This is a genomic window from Parachlamydiales bacterium, assembly GCA_041671045.1.
Classification (GTDB): domain Bacteria; phylum Chlamydiota; class Chlamydiia; order Chlamydiales; family JABDDJ01; genus JABDDJ01.
Map to the genome: position 1 here is coordinate 364,995 of JBAZCF010000002.1, position 14,832 is coordinate 379,826.

Here is a 14,832-nt window from a genome sequence, read left to right on the forward strand (position 1 = left end):
CTTTATCTATCTTATCCGTTTAGGATTGCTTCCCGTTTGAAAAAAATGTTTAATAACAGATTGTTTATCTAGTTATTAGGTGATGATGGGCGTTGATCTTCTTGGATGCATTGCTTCGCTATTCATAGCGGGGTTGGCCGTTCTCTCTGGGCTTTGGTTCAGAAATCAAACGAAGCCTACAGTGGCGCTATCTACACCTATTACACAATCCGACTTAAACTATAAATTCTATTTAACTCCCTTCTTGTTCGGGGGGGCTTTCTTATGCATGCTCGTGGCCTTGGCAGATCCTTACTACAGCAAAGAAGTTAGCTTTAACAAAGCATCCCCCTTGCAGGAACAGGGAAAGCCCCCTCCTGTAGAAGGCATAGCCATTTACTTGGTTTTGGACCAGTCCGGATCGATGGAAGGAGAAGTGTTAAACAAAGGCGATAATGGCAAACGCTATCAAACGACCAAGCTGAAGTTGCTTAAAGGGATTACCGAAAAGTTCATCTTGGGAGATGACGCTTTGAACATGCAGGGAAGGCCAAATGATCTCATGGGTATCGTGGGTTTTTCTAGAGGTGCGCAGGTAATTTCCCCTTTGACATTAGACCATAAAGAATTGGTCAAAAGGCTGAAAAAATTCGATATTATGCGCGCGAATGACCAAGACGGCACTTCGATAGGGTATGCCATTTATAAGACTGCCAACCTCATACTTGCTACCCGGCATTTTGCGGAAGAGCTGATTGCGGAAGGCAAACCTGCGTATACTATCCAAAGCTATGCAATCATTCTTGTGACTGATGGGGTGCAAGAGAATAACCCTTTGGATAAAGGGAAAAAATGGCGCAACATACCGATTGAAGAAGCTGCTAAATATGCGGCGGACAACAAAATACGCTTATATATCATCAATGTGGAACCTGAATTTGCATCGCCTAAATATGCTCTTTTACGTAAACACCTCGAGCAGGATACAGCTTTGACAGGCGGGCAGTTTTTCCTAGCGGGCGATTCCCGCACTTTAGGAGAAATCTATAAGGAAATTGAAGAATTGGAAAAAAGCGCTCTGCCATCTTCTCAGCTTAGCTACCTACAAGATAGTCCAGTGGAAAAGGTTCAAAAACGTTTGCAAGCTGCATATTTTGCACCGTGGCTGATGGCTGTTGCTGCACTCCTATTTCTTTCTGCCCTGGCCGTCGAAACTTTGGTGTTCAGGAGGGTCCCTTAATGATTTATTGGGAAAATGCCTATTGGGCTGTGCTGCTGCTCCTGCTCCCGCTCATCTGGACTATGCGCTGGCGGCTATCTACATATCGGTCTCAAGTTTTAGAGCATCTGCCGATCACCGTCAGGCCCCGCTCTCCGGTCATATACCTTTTAAAAACAGTTCTTCTATCTATCGTATGGCTTGGCTTGACCGTTGCTTTGATGGGCCCTATGGGTAATCCGCGCGCTATCGATGAAAGTAGGGACGAACCTGTAAAAGGATTGCGCCAAACTCCTCAGGACGTGGTTTTCCTTATCGACGCCTCTGCCTCGATGGCTACGCATGATGGAAGAGGGAAAAATACCCGTTTGGACGAAGCGAAGGGATTAACGGAGTTGATCATTGAACAATTACAGGGGCAGAATGTGGCGTTGTATGCCTTTACTTCTGAATTGACACCCTTAGCCCCTGCTACACCGGATTATCTGTTCACTATTCTTACATTGAGAGCGCTTAAAATTAATGAAGGGGATTCTTCCGGCACACAACTGTCCGCTGCTTTGACAGCGCTGTCCAATGAATATAAGGAGGATTCAAAAGATAAAAAACACTCGTTAGTGATCCTTACCGATGGGGGAGATAACTCTTCTAACCTACAGAAAATCAGCGAAGAACTAATGAAATTACGTAAAATGGACTGGGAGATATTTTTTGTCGGCGTCGGCTCCTTAAAAGGGGATACCGTCCCCAATGTGACATATAAAGGTCAGCCGGTGAACTCGAAATTGGAGGAAGAGTGGCTTAAGAAAATTGCTGCCGAAAGGGGGCAATACTACTCAGCAAATAGGATGAATGCTTTAAATCTTTCCAAAGTCATAGGCGGTCAGATCCTTAGTTCTAATAAGCGTACCGGTCAACAAGAAATTGACAGCAAGCCACAGCAATATATTTATGACCGTTATTTTCAATGGCCTTTAACTGCTGCCCTATTTGCCCTATTGTTTTATTTTGTCCTACCTGATGTGGATGTACGGAAGGAAGAACAATGAAGGCTTATTTGATTGGGCTGCTCCTTCTCCCTTCTATAGCATGGAATTTCTCCTGTAAGGCTGCACCCTCTACTTTTGAGGAGGCGCGCATCTACTATGAAGCGGAGGATTACGATGCTTCTGAAAATGCCTATACACAGCTTTTAACCACTTCTCCAGCTCCATCAGATCAAGCGATTGCCCGTTATGGGCTAGGCCTATCGTACGCCACAAAAAAACAGTGGGGGGATGCGTCGTCGGAATTCCGATTAGCCCTAGCTCTCAGCGGCCTACAACCTGCGCTCAAGAGGGATATTCAGATTGCCCTCTCCGAGGTTCTCATCCACCAAGCTATCTCTAGCAGCAAAGATCCTGCCCTCCTTGCCTATGCCTTGGATCTATTGGCTGAGGCGCGCAGAATTTACGACGAAGCAGGAGAAACTAACTGTCTGCTATGGAAAAGCCAAGGAGGCACTGTCTGTCCATTGAATAGCTATGAGACGCCTCTATTAAAATGGCTAAATAGTGTGGAAGCAGAGGTTTCTGTCTTAAGGCAGGAGTCCATCCTCCATCCAGCATCCCTGCTGGAAGCTCTTTGGCAATCGCAATTAGCCCTGACATCTTTCAACGAAGACCTTAAGCTATTAAAAGACCTGCAAAGCAATACGGGTTTGCTTAAAAAATACGAACAGAAATTCTCGGAAAACGTCAGCCTTTTTTATAGCTTGTTGGAAAACGCTTCTATCCATGTCCCGCAAAAAATGCGTCCTTCTTATGATTTCTTTAGAGAAAATATCCGCCAATTTCAGGCAAGCATCGCTTCCAATTCCCTGTCAGCAGCTGAAAATGCCTTGGTAAACAGCGACCAGACAATGGAAAAATGGATGGAGGCTGTATTTCCTGACAAAGCCGATATCGGAGCGCTTTTACAGCTAATGGCGTTTTATGAGATGGCATTAAGGGGTAAAATTATTCCTGAAAATATTGTCAAAAGTATCCTTAAAGTTTTTGAAAGCGGAAAAATTAAAGGCGATCCCAAAGCTCAGTCAGCCCAAAAGTATTCAGAGATGGCATTACAAGCAATGCAAGAAGGAAAACCCGCAGCTGCCCGCATTTTTCTGGAAGCCGCATATATCCTCACTTCAGGATCCATCCTTAAATCTGAAACACCTCTCCGAAAAGCTAGCGATATCCTCATCTTGGCCATGGCGTTGGAACGGAATACGACCAAACTAACACGAATGTTAGCCGCTGCCCAGCGGGATCTGTCTGAAGAGAAATCTGTTCTCGTAGACGTCATAGAACCTGCACAGCAAGAGGTCATTGGATTGATGGCGCAATTTCCCGCATATGCATTAAAGGAACAACGCTCAGGTTTTAAAGGAACCAAAGAAATTCCCGGCCGTTGCCAACATAAACCGTGGGATCGCGTCATGCCATTATTCTATTCTGCCTGGGCTGCCGCAGACAAAGCCCAAGGAAAAAACTATATTAGGATTTTACAACACCAAGAGCGGAACCTGGCTAATTTAAGTGAGGCATTAAGAATATTATTGGAACCTATTGCAGAGGGGAATGATTCGTGTTATACGAAAAGACCACCAAGCAAGAAGCCGGAACCCTCACCCAGCGCACCGGAAAAGAGCTCGCCTGAACCTATTGAGAATGTAATGAGGCAAATCCAGATGATGGAACAAGACGATAAAATAGAGAAACCCCAAAGTGTCATGAAAATTGGTGAAAAGCCATGGTGAGGTTATTTCTAAGAGTATTACTCGTAGCCATCCTATCTCTCTTGCCTGCAGGACTGCAGGCTGTCTTGGTCAAAGTTGAGCTTGATAAGAATACACTTAAAGCAGGACAAGAAATCCAGGGCACACTGAATATTCAACATCAACCCTCCGAAAAAATAAATTCCTCTGCTATTAAAATTGGCGATACCCCTCTAAAAGTTACCCAAGTCTCCGAAGAAACAAATGGGGGGATACAGACAACTCGATATATTTTTAACCTTCCCGCCAAAGAACACGGCCTTCAACTTCTTCCTTCTATCTCTATTCCCGTGGGCGGTATAGCCTACGAAACTGTTTCACAAAGCTATTTGGTGAATGGCAATTCAGCGCCTGCCACCGCAACCACTACCTATGGAAAAGCCGCAGCGGATTCTGTTTGGCTGAAGTTAGAGACTTTCATCGATGGAAAATCCACCCTCTTTCCAGGCCAGCGCACTGTCATAGGTTATCGCTACATCTTTAATGGTAACATCCAATTGAGTGAGGAAGTTCTCCCTCTTCTTGAAGCCGAGGGCTTTAAAAAAGTGGGCGATCCTATCATCAAAGACTATAAAGAAAAGAAATATGCCGTCCGACAGATCTTTCAGGAAATTGAAGCTATCTCTCCAGGCGACTACCAATTTGCAGAATCTTCTGTTTCCGGTTTTATCTACCAGTTTGATGCTGCAGGTAATCCTCTACCACAAGAGAAAATCCTTGCTACTGCCCCGCCTATGATTATCAAAGTCCTCGCTTTTCCCGGAAATCCCCCCACTTCTTTTAATGGCGCCATAGGCAACTATACCTTTGCAGTCAGACTTCTCAATCTTCCGGAACTTTCTGTAGGGGATAAGGTGACTCTATCTCTAGAAATAACCGGAAAAGGTAACCTGGATGATGTACCTATGCCGGAAGTCTGCTGCCAGCCGGGATTCAGCGGGAAATTCCAACAAAGCGATATCCCTCCTGTAGGTATTGTCAAAGGTAGCAGTAAAGCATTCGTCGTTGATCTCCGCCCATTGAGTGATAAGATAACTGAAATCCCTCCCGTGGAATTCAGCTTCTATAATCCCGATACTCAGAAATACAGCACTCTGCGCAGCATTCCTATTCCCATCACCGTCCATCCTGCAGACTCTCCTTTCAACCAAGCCCTTCAAGATGCAGAAGCAGACTCTCTCAGCCCTACCCCGGCCGATACGGCTCCCGCAGCAAACTCTAGCTCCACCCCAGCCTCCGGTATTGAAATCTCCGGCAACTCTGCCCTCTATCATTCTGACCTAAGCGACCGCGCTTTCGGATCCTGGTGGGTACTCTTTATCATTCCCATAGGTGCATTCTTCCTGTGGATGCTCAACCATCTGAAAAAGATGGACAAGGAAATACAACAAGCAAAAACTGAAAACTCTAGCCAGGATTGGTTGGAATTGGCTTACAAAAACCAAGAGGACCCCTCCAAACTATACCATTCTATCGAAAGAGCACTCATTGGCATATTAAAAGAGAAAGGTATAATACCTAATGAGAACATCACTCCACACGATTTACCTCGCGAAGGAGTGAGCGGGGACGTACAAGCCTTTTTAAACAGTATCGAAGAAAAACGTTTTACAGGGCATAAGTCTCTTTCATCCAAAGAGATTTTAACCGAAACAACTAAGCTATATGATGACATAAAATTACACATAACGTCTTGAGGTGTACATGAGTCCACGAAATGTGCAGGCATTGGTCCTTTGGTGTCTTGTGTTAGCCCTGGGTTTTGTAATCATTGCCTCTCTTCTGTCCGGACAAGGCGAGGGACGGCACATTGAAGCCTATAGAAGTTACCAGAAAGCAGAACGCTCACAAGTTTCTGCAGAAAGGGAAGAACATTTTAATAAGTCCCTTATGCTCTATAAACACCTAGAAGACGACTACCAAACTTCGCACGGCAACGGCAAACTGCAGTACAATATCGCCAATACTTACTTCCAATTAGGGCAATATCCCTCCGCCGTCCTCTATTACCAGAAAGCTCTCAAGTTGGATCCATGGAATGATCAGGCTTGGGCCAATCTACAGGTAGCCTTGAAAAAACTGCAAATCTCCAATGCCGACGCACGTCCCTGGTGGCAATCTATTTTCAGCCCCTCTCTGGGAATTCCTGAAACACAAAGATTACAGATGTTCTTTGCTCTAGCTCTAGCAGCAATACTCTTCGCTGCTTTTTATATATGGAAGGAAATAGAGAAGTTTAAATCCTACGCATGGATTGCAAGTTCCCTTGCTTTTGCCGTCTTGGTAAGCCTCGTCCTTACTCACTTCTCTGAGCCTGCAGAAGCTATTGTACTACGACCCTCCGATGTGTATAGAGACGCCGGCAAACAATACGCTAAAGTCCAAAGTAATCCTTTACCCGAAGGTGTAAAGCTGCAAATCATTGAACTTACGGATGAAGGCCGCTGGGCTAAAGTGCGTACTCCTGAGGGGGTGCAGGGATTTGTCCCTATTGACCGCATTGGCATCATTTAGTAATAATAAAATCATTAGTAACAATTCTTAGGTTCCCTAGTGTTCGCAGCAGCTTCCATCGTCGTCTCTCCTATTAATAATGATTTATTTAGTAAACGTACTTTTGTAGGACTCTGCATTGGCGCCTGTGTATACGCAGCTGTTGCAAATAAATATCTTCACTATGTTTCCGACGCTTACATCTTCCATCGCAACCCGGAAAATATTTTCTATAAATTTGCTGGAGAATGGATAATTTGGGATTACGAAAATAAATCCGCTATCTCCAACGCAAGTGTATGGTTTGTAGCCCTCATTGCCGATAGTTCACGTTGTTTAGAACAAAGTGTCCGTGTTCCTAACGCTCTTGAAGAGCTTTATCGCTCTGCAACAGGATATAATTCTCTCTGTAAAGAAAGAACTAAGCTTTGTACTAAAAATTTCACTTGGATCCCTCATTCAACTAAAGCTTCAATTTATAGCCACAGCAGCCGTATTTATAACTTTATGCGAAACCAAATGTACCGCACTGTGACAGTGATCAATGAGATGATCTGTCTTGCCGCATTCATCGGAGATTTTCTTTCCACTTTCATGTGGACCCCGGAATCCACTTCACGCAATGCATCCCGCATCCTGATCAACTTGGCCGAAGCAAAAAAACGGCTGATTAATGATACAGAGGGAACAGTGGAAATGCTTAAGAAAAACCGCCCTATGATGGAGAAGTTATTCTCATCCAGCCATGCTCCTATCGATCTTGATACCTACTATAGCTGGATCGGACCCTGCGCAAAATCCATATCGATAGGAAACTCTATCCTAGCTCCTGTTGCCCCCCTTTTCAATAAACTGACAGATATATGTGTTGCCGGCGTCACCATCTTCGCCCAAAGCTTCGGCTTCGATGTAAGCTCGCCCCATCGCACCGGTACATCTGAAAAAGGCTCCCCTTTCAGAAATTTAAACGGCTTTATTTTAAAACCACAAAAACTAAATTTTAAATGAACCCAAAACGGATTTGTCTGATCACGAACTACAACCAATATGAGTCCAAGCGCGTCTTCACCGCAGAGCTGGCAAAAGCTCTCGATGAATGCGGAATCGCTACCCTCATCCTCGATTGGGCTAAATCAAAATCTACTTTTTTTAAGCAAATCCAAGATTTCAAACCGGACCTTCTCCTCTCCTTCAACTCCTTCCAACCTCTCTCCAATGGCGAATACATCTGGGATATTCTTAAAATTCCTACCCTTTTCGTGATCGTCGACCCCGTCATCTACTACGCTAACATTCCTCCCAGCCCCTACCTATACCTTTCATGCGTCGACCGTAATGATGCCCAAATGCTTGCAGATAATGGCTACACTAATGTTTTTTTCTGGCCCCACGCTACCTCCACAAAACCTCTAACTTATGAAGAACGCATCTACGATGTTGTTCTGACAGGATCATGCTATGACTACGAAAGCCTAAAGGAAAGCGCTCCCCCCCAACTCCTACCTATCCTAGACGCTGCAACAGAACTCGTCCTAGGCCCCAACTGCATCTCCATAGCTCAAGCCATCCACTCCACCTGGCACCTCGCCAACCTCCCCCAGCAAGAGATCGACTTCAAACAACTTTTCTACCTCATCGACTACTACACCCGTGGCCTAGATAGGATCAACCTTGTCAAATCCCTCAAAGACTGCAAAGTCCACATCTTCGGCGAACTAGGACAAGACCACCCCTCCGCTAAGAAAAGCTGGGACTACTATCTCGGCAACCTCCCTAACATCACCCTTCACCCAGCTCTCAATTTCTCCGACGCCCTAAAAATTCAACGCCAAGCTAAAATATGCCTCAATAGTATGCCCTTCTTCAAAAATGGCTCCCACGAACGCATCCTAACCTCCCTAGAAGCCGGCGCCCTCCCGCTAACCTCAGACTCCATATGGACGCATGAACAGTTCTCACACCTCAACGATATCCTAATATACACCCCCAACTCCTACTCCCACCTCAACGAACTCATCCAAAACCTCCTCTCCAACCCCCAACAACTCCAAACACTCATCTCCAACGGCCGCCAAAAAGTCATCTCCCATCACACCTGGATATCCCGCGCCAGGGGACTCTGTCCCCTGGACCCCTGCCAAAGGGCAAAGCCCTTTGGAAACCGCTTTCCTCCCTCCGGGCAGTAATACTCTTCTCATCCTTGTAAGTCATTTTAACGAGCTAAAAATTTAAATTTAACTTGTAAGAGAGATAGCCAAACTTTTGAGCTAGAAAATAAAATCTACAGTTCATCAATAATATTTTTTATAAAGACTCATGCGCTTTTTCAAAAAAATAGTAAAAATTCATCTCACATCTTTTTAGAAAATAGCTTTTCAAGTGGGTGGAATAGCTTACGGGGGTGAGAAGAGTATTACTGCCCGGAGGGAGGAAAGCGGTTTCCAAAGGGCTTTGCCCTTTGGCAGGGGTCCAGGGGACGGAGTCCCCTGGTTAGGGAGGAGCATTGGGGGCATTTGGAGATGGGTTTGTTGTGTGGAGCGAGGTATTGGAAGGAGCAGAATTCGCAGGTGGTGAGTTTGTGTTCTGGAGGAGGGGGGGATTTTTTTAGGCGTTGGTCGTAGGCCCACCATATGAGGATGGACAGGGTAGTGAGGGTGAGGTAGAGGAGTAGGAGGGTAGGTAGTGATATAGGGATCATTGTAGGAAAGAGGGGTAAGGTAGGGGTTCGTTCCAAATTTTCATTGGGGTGGAGGAGGATATTTCGGCGAGGTGGAGGAGGTTTATGTTGGAGGTGGGTGGAGGGGTTTGGGATTCGACGGTGAAGAGGATGAGGGGGATGCAGTGTAGTGAGGCGGTGATGAGGAGTGCGAGGAAGAAAATTTTAGAGATGCGGTTTTTTTGTGGGCGGGGTTCGATGAGGATAGAGGATTTGTGTTGGGTGAGGTGTAGCATGGTTAGGGTGTTTCGTCGTTGTAGGCGAGTCGGATAGTGGCGCCGGTGGAGTATACTTTGTTTAGGACTTGGAGAAAAGTGTCATAGGGGATGGATTTGTCGATATTGAGGGTGATGGTGGGAGTTATGTTAGAGTGGCTTTTTTTGTAGAGTTCGATTTCGTCATGCAGTTTATTTTGGAGGCTTTCCAAGTCGACAATATCTTTAGATGAACCGAGGTAGATGACTTCTTCGTTGTCGATGACGAGGACGAGTTGAGTTGTTAGGGGGGTATCGTTGAGGGAGATGTTGGGTTTATCAAGGTGGATGGATTTGAGGGGGAGAGTATCGGAGGTGATGATGAAGAAGACGAGCAGGAGGAATATCACGTCGACGAGGGGTGTCATGTCGATGAGGGATCCGGTGTGTTTGAGTCGGGTTTGGAATTTCATTTTAGTAATCTTCCTGTCGAGCGAGGAGGATATCGACGATTTCGGAGGAGGTGGTTTCGATTTCTAGAACGAAGGCTTCGATTTTACTGACGAGGTAGTTGTAGGCTATCATGGCGGGAATGGCGACGATGAGACCGACGGCGGTGGTGAGCAGGGCGTATTCTAGGGCGGAGCCGATGCGTGAGGCAGTGATGTCGACCATGCCGCTGAGCCGCATTTCGCTGAAGGCTTGCATAAAACCTAGGACGGTGCCGAGGAGTCCGATGAGGGGTGCGACGTAGCTGATGATAGATAGTACGCGGGCGTTGCGTTCGAGTTGAGATATTTCGAGCCTGCCGGCGGCTTCCATGCTGCGTTCGATGCGTTCGGTGGTGCTGTTGTGTCGGAGGAGGCCTGCTTTGATGATGGAGGCGAGGGAGCCGCCGGCATCATCACATTGTTGGATAGCTTCGACGATGTTGCCGTCTTGAATGGATTGTCTTAGTTGTATGATGAATTGGTCGGTATTGATTTCAGACTGTCGGAGGATCCATAGCCTTTCGATGAAAACGGCCATAGCGATGAGGGAGCAGAGGATAAGAATCCATAGGATGAGGGCATTGCTATTGAGCTGAGTTAAGATATCGAGCATAATGTTATGGCCTTTTTAGCTTCAGTTTAGCGAGCTGTCCCCATTTTCCGCTTTTATTTTTTACTGCATCCCATTGTTTTATTGCGAGGTCATCGCGGCCTTCGATTTCGTATAAAGCGGCGCGGAGGCACATGGCGCGTAGGCGTTGTGAAGATGCTACGGAGCTGTTTATTGCCTTGGAGAGGGCAAGGTGGGCAGCGTGGTAATTTTGTTGGTCTCGCAAGCATAGGCTTTGTAGTATCCAAAGGTCAAGCGCTTCCGTGGGGGAGAGGGAGTTTTCGGGGATAGCGTTAAGAAAGAGTAGGGCTTGCTGAGGTTGATATAGTGAGGAGAGGTGGTGTGCGGCGATGAGGCGGGCTTTATTTAGATAGTGGTTGGAGGGTTGGAGTTCCTTTTCCATGAGGTTGAGGGTGGCGAGGGCGTCGTTTGATTTATTTTCTTCGAGCAGGATGGCTACATGGATGAATTGGGATTTAGGAAAGAAATTTTTATTTTGGTGTTTTTCAAGATAGGATCTGGCTTTGAGGAGGAGAGTGTCTTTTTTTATGCCATGGGATTGTTTTGCTAGTGTGAGGTAGATGTTTGCAGATTGGATGAGGGCAGCGTCTTTGACTTCAGCATATTCTTGGGAGTGTTCCATCGGGATATCGTTTTTAGAGTTTAGTCGTATCCATGCTATTTCCACATTGTCAAATGCTTTTAGGGCATTTAACAAATATTTTTCGGAATTTTTGTCCGAGCTGCTTTGCATCATTTCGTTGCAGCCCATGTAATAATAAACATAGATTTGAAGCGGATGATCAGGAAAATGTTTTGGAAAGGCGATTAAATTTTTTATTTGTATGTTTTTTGAGTCAAAAGCGTATTTTTTGAAGAATTCTTCCGGATTTTTTTTAGGTTCGGAATCGATCGAAAAGGCAGCCAGCCCTTGGAAAAATGACTGAAAAATGACCATCCAGAAAAAAAATTGGCGTAAAATTGCTTTCCAACACATTTCTTGTTTGGAAAAAAATATAAAATATGAAATGGTGCAGTTGTGAGTATGATGATGTAACATACGGTGTTCGCAGGTGCTATTGGGGAATAGCTGAGGGTTTTTAAGGTTTGGTTCGAAAAGGAACATTAGATCTGACCCTGGTTTTAATGGCTAGTGACTATCGAATTATGTTGCGCAACAGTACCAAAGTTAATATAGAGAAATTATTGTCAAATCCAAACAAGAAAAAGGAGAAATGACATGGCCTTGAAAGATACAACCAAGCATTTAAAAGAATTGTTAAACCACATCACTACGGACATTGAAAAAGCCGAAGGTGGAAACAAAGCTGCATCACAGCGCGTGCGCACTGGTACAGTTAAACTTGAAAAGATTGCAAAACAATACCGTAAAGAATCTATTCACAGCGAGAAGCAGCCACGTTCTTCAAAAAAGTCGACCTCTTCTCATGGAACTAAAAAACCAGCACATAAGCCAGCTGCAAAAGCTAAGTCTCATGGACATAGCCCAAGCCACGCCAAATCTTCAGCTTCTTCTGCAAAAGTAAAAGCGAAGCCAAAAGCTGCTATTGCTAAAGCACGTCCACGCGCACTTTCTGTAAAGCGTCCAACAGCTAAGCTGCCATCACGCTCATTGTCTTTCCGTTAATCTTAACGCTTAAGATTCAGAATTTGGGAGGGAGGTTTATGACCTCCCTTTTTTTTTGCAATATACGTTTCCATAAGCTAAACTATTTGTTTAGCAACCCCCATATTAAATCCACTCCATGAAACAGAAAAGCACTGGCAGTTCGGTTGAACTCCCCATCGATCGTTTAAGTCCTAAAGGCAATGGCATAGGACAGACAGTAAGGTCGGATGGATCGGAACGGATCGTTGAAGTTCCTTTTGCCATTCCGGGAGACACTGTTCGCGCTACTGTGGTTAAAAAAAAGCATGGTAAAGAGAAAGCGCGGTTGGAAGAAGTTCTTTCCCCTTCAGCGGAGAGGGTGCAGCCGTTGTGCAAACATTTTGGCGTCTGCGGCGGTTGTCGTTTGCAGCAGATGAGCTACGAGTCGCAACTTCAATACAAAGAGGCTTTTGTCAGAAAACTATTCCAGGAAATTGCTGTTCCAGGAGTAGAAATCAAGCCTATTGTTCCCTCGGTCAGTCCTTGGCAATACCGCAATAAGATGGAGTATAGTTTTTCTAGCGACCTGAATGGCACACGTTATCTTGGTCTGGTGATGGAGGGATCGAAAGGAAAGGTCTTGAATTTGACAGAATGCCATTTAGTGGCTCCTTGGTATACAGAGTGTTTGGATACAGTGCGTCAGTGGTGGGAATCGACAGATTTACAGGCGTATCATCCTTACAAAAATACGGGGACGATGCGGACTTTGATTGTGAGGGAAGGTGTAAGAACCGGGGATCGTCTTGTGATGCTTACCGTCTCAGGCAATCCCGATTATGCTCCCAAAAAACAGCAGCTCAATAGTTTCGTTTCCTCATTACGCAACGCGATCGAGCTTCACGATGGGAAATCGAGGCTGAGCATATTTTTGCGCATACAGCAGATAGCTCCGGGGATGGCGACCAATTTCTATGAGATGCTTCTCTATGGACCCGATGTTGTGCGTGAAGAGATGCACATCCAGCTTTACAGCGACCAGCCTGCAAAAACACTTCAATTTAAAATTAGTCCTGCATCCTTTTTTCAGCCCAATCCGTTGCAGGCGGAAAAACTCTATTCTTTGGCCCTGCAGACGGCCCAACTAAAACCGCAGGATGTCGTTTACGATCTCTATTGCGGTACAGGAACAATCGGGATCAGTGCAGCTTCCTCTGTGAAGGAAGTGATAGGCATTGAAGTTTCGCCGGAGGCAGCTTTAGATGCACGCGAAAATGCCAAGCTGAATGGTTTGACCAATGTGAACATTTTTGCAGGGGCGGTCCATCACATTTTACAGCAGATCCAGAAGGATCGCCACGAATCCACACCTGATGTAGTGATCGTCGATCCTCCGCGCGTGGGGATGGAGAATGTAGGTCAACGGCTGATCGCCGGTTTAAATGCTGAAAGGGTTCTTTATATTTCTTGCAATCCCAGCACTATGGTCGCAGATATTACAGTTTTGACCAGCCTTGGGTATAAACTTATTTCATTACAACCTGTCGATATGTTTCCACAAACGATGCATATAGAAACTATCGCACTATTAGTTCGTCAATAATCATGCCTTCATTCCGTTATACAATTCATCAGCAAGACACACATAGCGCTGCCCGATTAGGGACGATTGAGACAGCACATGGAGTGATCGAAACACCTGCCTTCATGCCAGTGGGTACGCGCGGCTCAGTGAAAACACTGACCCAGCATCATTTAGAACAGCTGGATGCACAGATAATCCTAGGCAACACCTATCATTTGATGTTACGTCCCGGTATGGACATCATGGAAAAAGCCGGGGGGCTCCATTCTTTTATGAAGTGGGACCGGCCGATTCTTACTGATTCGGGTGGATTTCAAGTTTTTTCTTTAGCAGCGTTAAGTAGATTACAGAAGAAGGGGTCAAGTTCCAATCCCACATCGATGGGGCAAAGTTATTTCTGGGACCGGATGAAAGCATGTTCATCCAAAAGACATTAGGTTCAGACATTGTCATGGTTTTTGACCAATGCGCTCCTTATCCATGCAGCAGAGTAGAGGTAGAGCAAGCGATGCACCGGACGCATCGTTGGGCGGAGAAATGCCGTGCTTACACGTTGAAGCCGCACCAAAATCTTTTTGGCATTGTCCAAGGGGGCATGTTTGAAGATCTACGCCGTCAAAGCGCAGAAGCTTTACGAGGGATGGATTTTGAGGGGTATGCTATCGGCGGCTTGTCAGTAGGCGAACCCATGGATATGATGTATGCACTATTAGATGCCACAGCGCCATTGCTTCCTGAAGAGAAGCCCCGCTATTTAATGGGAGTCGGTACACCGCGCAATTTAATCGAGTCTGTGATGCGCGGTATCGATATGTTTGATTGCGTTATGCCGACACGCAATGCCCGTAATGGGACAGCTTTTACTTGGAACGGGAAGATCAATATAAAAGCGGGAAGGTACGCAGCCGATTTTACTCCGTTCGATCCCGAGCTCAGCCATGAAGCAGCGTTCCACAGTAAAGCCTATATACGACATCTTATTAATGTGGACGAGATTACGGGCCTGACTTATGTGACGATGCAAAATATTGCCTTTTACCTTGATTTCATGCGACGCATTCGGCAAGCTATCCGATGTGGGACCTTGCATGAATTATATCAACATGTGTGCCAAATTTATCCGAATTAAAGGTGTG

General features: G+C 45.6%; 14 protein-coding genes and 1 pseudogene. 10 read left to right on the forward strand and 5 right to left on the reverse strand.

Annotation, left to right across the window (positions count from 1 at the left end; genetic code table 11):
* The first annotated feature begins 82 nt into the window (after positions 1–82).
* From WC222_04410 to WC222_04440, 7 genes are read left to right on the forward strand one after another with little or no spacing between them, the layout of a single operon-like run.
* The gene (locus WC222_04410) at positions 83–1,219 is read left to right on the forward strand and encodes a VWA domain-containing protein (GenBank protein ID MFA6915617.1); all 1,137 of its coding nucleotides are present in this window, start codon (positions 83–85) and stop codon (positions 1,217–1,219) included.
* Positions 1,219–2,247: a VWA domain-containing protein gene (locus WC222_04415; GenBank protein MFA6915618.1), complete on the forward strand. Its 1,029-nt coding sequence runs from the start codon at positions 1,219–1,221 to the stop codon at positions 2,245–2,247. Before WC222_04410 ends, WC222_04415 begins: the two co-directional genes overlap by 1 nt.
* The gene (locus WC222_04420; GenBank protein ID MFA6915619.1) at positions 2,244–3,980 is read left to right on the forward strand and encodes a tetratricopeptide repeat protein; all 1,737 of its coding nucleotides are present in this window, start codon (positions 2,244–2,246) and stop codon (positions 3,978–3,980) included. Before WC222_04415 ends, WC222_04420 begins: the two co-directional genes overlap by 4 nt.
* Entirely contained in the window at positions 3,974–5,695 is a 1,722-nt protein-coding gene (locus WC222_04425) for a BatD family protein (GenBank protein MFA6915620.1), read from the forward strand. The genes WC222_04420 and WC222_04425 overlap by 7 nt, the downstream gene beginning before the upstream one ends.
* A 7-nt stretch (positions 5,696–5,702) precedes the next feature.
* A complete protein-coding gene (locus tag WC222_04430; GenBank protein ID MFA6915621.1) occupies positions 5,703–6,512 on the forward strand; it encodes a tetratricopeptide repeat protein in 810 nt (269 codons plus the stop codon).
* A 39-nt stretch (positions 6,513–6,551) separates the two neighbouring features.
* Positions 6,552–7,499, forward strand: a complete 948-nt coding sequence (locus WC222_04435; protein ID MFA6915622.1) for a hypothetical protein — start codon at positions 6,552–6,554, stop codon at positions 7,497–7,499.
* Positions 7,496–8,677: a glycosyltransferase gene (locus WC222_04440; GenBank protein MFA6915623.1), complete on the forward strand. Its 1,182-nt coding sequence runs from the start codon at positions 7,496–7,498 to the stop codon at positions 8,675–8,677. Before WC222_04435 ends, WC222_04440 begins: the two co-directional genes overlap by 4 nt.
* A 227-nt stretch (positions 8,678–8,904) precedes the next feature.
* Here WC222_04440 and WC222_04445 read toward each other — a convergent pair whose 3' ends face one another.
* The 5 genes from WC222_04445 to WC222_04465 are packed head-to-tail and all read right to left on the reverse strand — an operon-like array spanning position 8,905 to position 11,628.
* The gene (locus tag WC222_04445; protein MFA6915624.1) at positions 8,905–9,225 is read right to left on the reverse strand and encodes a hypothetical protein; all 321 of its coding nucleotides are present in this window, start codon (positions 9,223–9,225) and stop codon (positions 8,905–8,907) included.
* Complete coding sequence (locus WC222_04450; GenBank protein MFA6915625.1) at positions 9,186–9,443, reverse strand: hypothetical protein; 258 nt, start codon at positions 9,441–9,443, stop codon at positions 9,186–9,188. The genes WC222_04445 and WC222_04450 overlap by 40 nt, the downstream gene beginning before the upstream one ends.
* Positions 9,444–9,445: 2 nt before the next feature.
* Positions 9,446–9,874, reverse strand: a complete 429-nt coding sequence (locus tag WC222_04455; GenBank protein MFA6915626.1) for a biopolymer transporter ExbD — start codon at positions 9,872–9,874, stop codon at positions 9,446–9,448.
* 1 nt (position 9,875) lies between these two features.
* Positions 9,876–10,505 carry a MotA/TolQ/ExbB proton channel family protein gene (locus WC222_04460; protein ID MFA6915627.1) on the reverse strand — a complete coding sequence of 210 codons (630 nt, stop codon included), beginning with the start codon at positions 10,503–10,505 and terminating at the stop codon, positions 9,876–9,878.
* A 4-nt stretch (positions 10,506–10,509) separates the two neighbouring features.
* Positions 10,510–11,628, reverse strand: a complete 1,119-nt coding sequence (locus WC222_04465; GenBank protein ID MFA6915628.1) for a hypothetical protein — start codon at positions 11,626–11,628, stop codon at positions 10,510–10,512.
* Positions 11,629–11,742: 114 nt separating this feature from the next.
* Here WC222_04465 and WC222_04470 point away from each other — a divergent pair, with 114 nt between their 5' ends.
* The 3 genes and pseudogenes from WC222_04470 (at position 11,743) to tgt (ending at position 14,825) form a co-directional block, all read left to right on the forward strand.
* The gene (locus WC222_04470) at positions 11,743–12,150 is read left to right on the forward strand and encodes a histone (protein ID MFA6915629.1); all 408 of its coding nucleotides are present in this window, start codon (positions 11,743–11,745) and stop codon (positions 12,148–12,150) included.
* A 118-nt stretch (positions 12,151–12,268) separates the two neighbouring features.
* Positions 12,269–13,714 (forward strand): 23S rRNA (uracil(1939)-C(5))-methyltransferase RlmD, encoded by a 1,446-nt coding sequence (gene rlmD / locus WC222_04475; protein MFA6915630.1) that lies wholly within the window; start codon positions 12,269–12,271, stop codon positions 13,712–13,714.
* A gap of 2 nt (positions 13,715–13,716) precedes the next feature.
* Positions 13,717–14,825: pseudogene (gene tgt, locus WC222_04480) on the forward strand (tRNA guanosine(34) transglycosylase Tgt).
* Positions 14,826–14,832 lie beyond the last annotated feature (7 nt).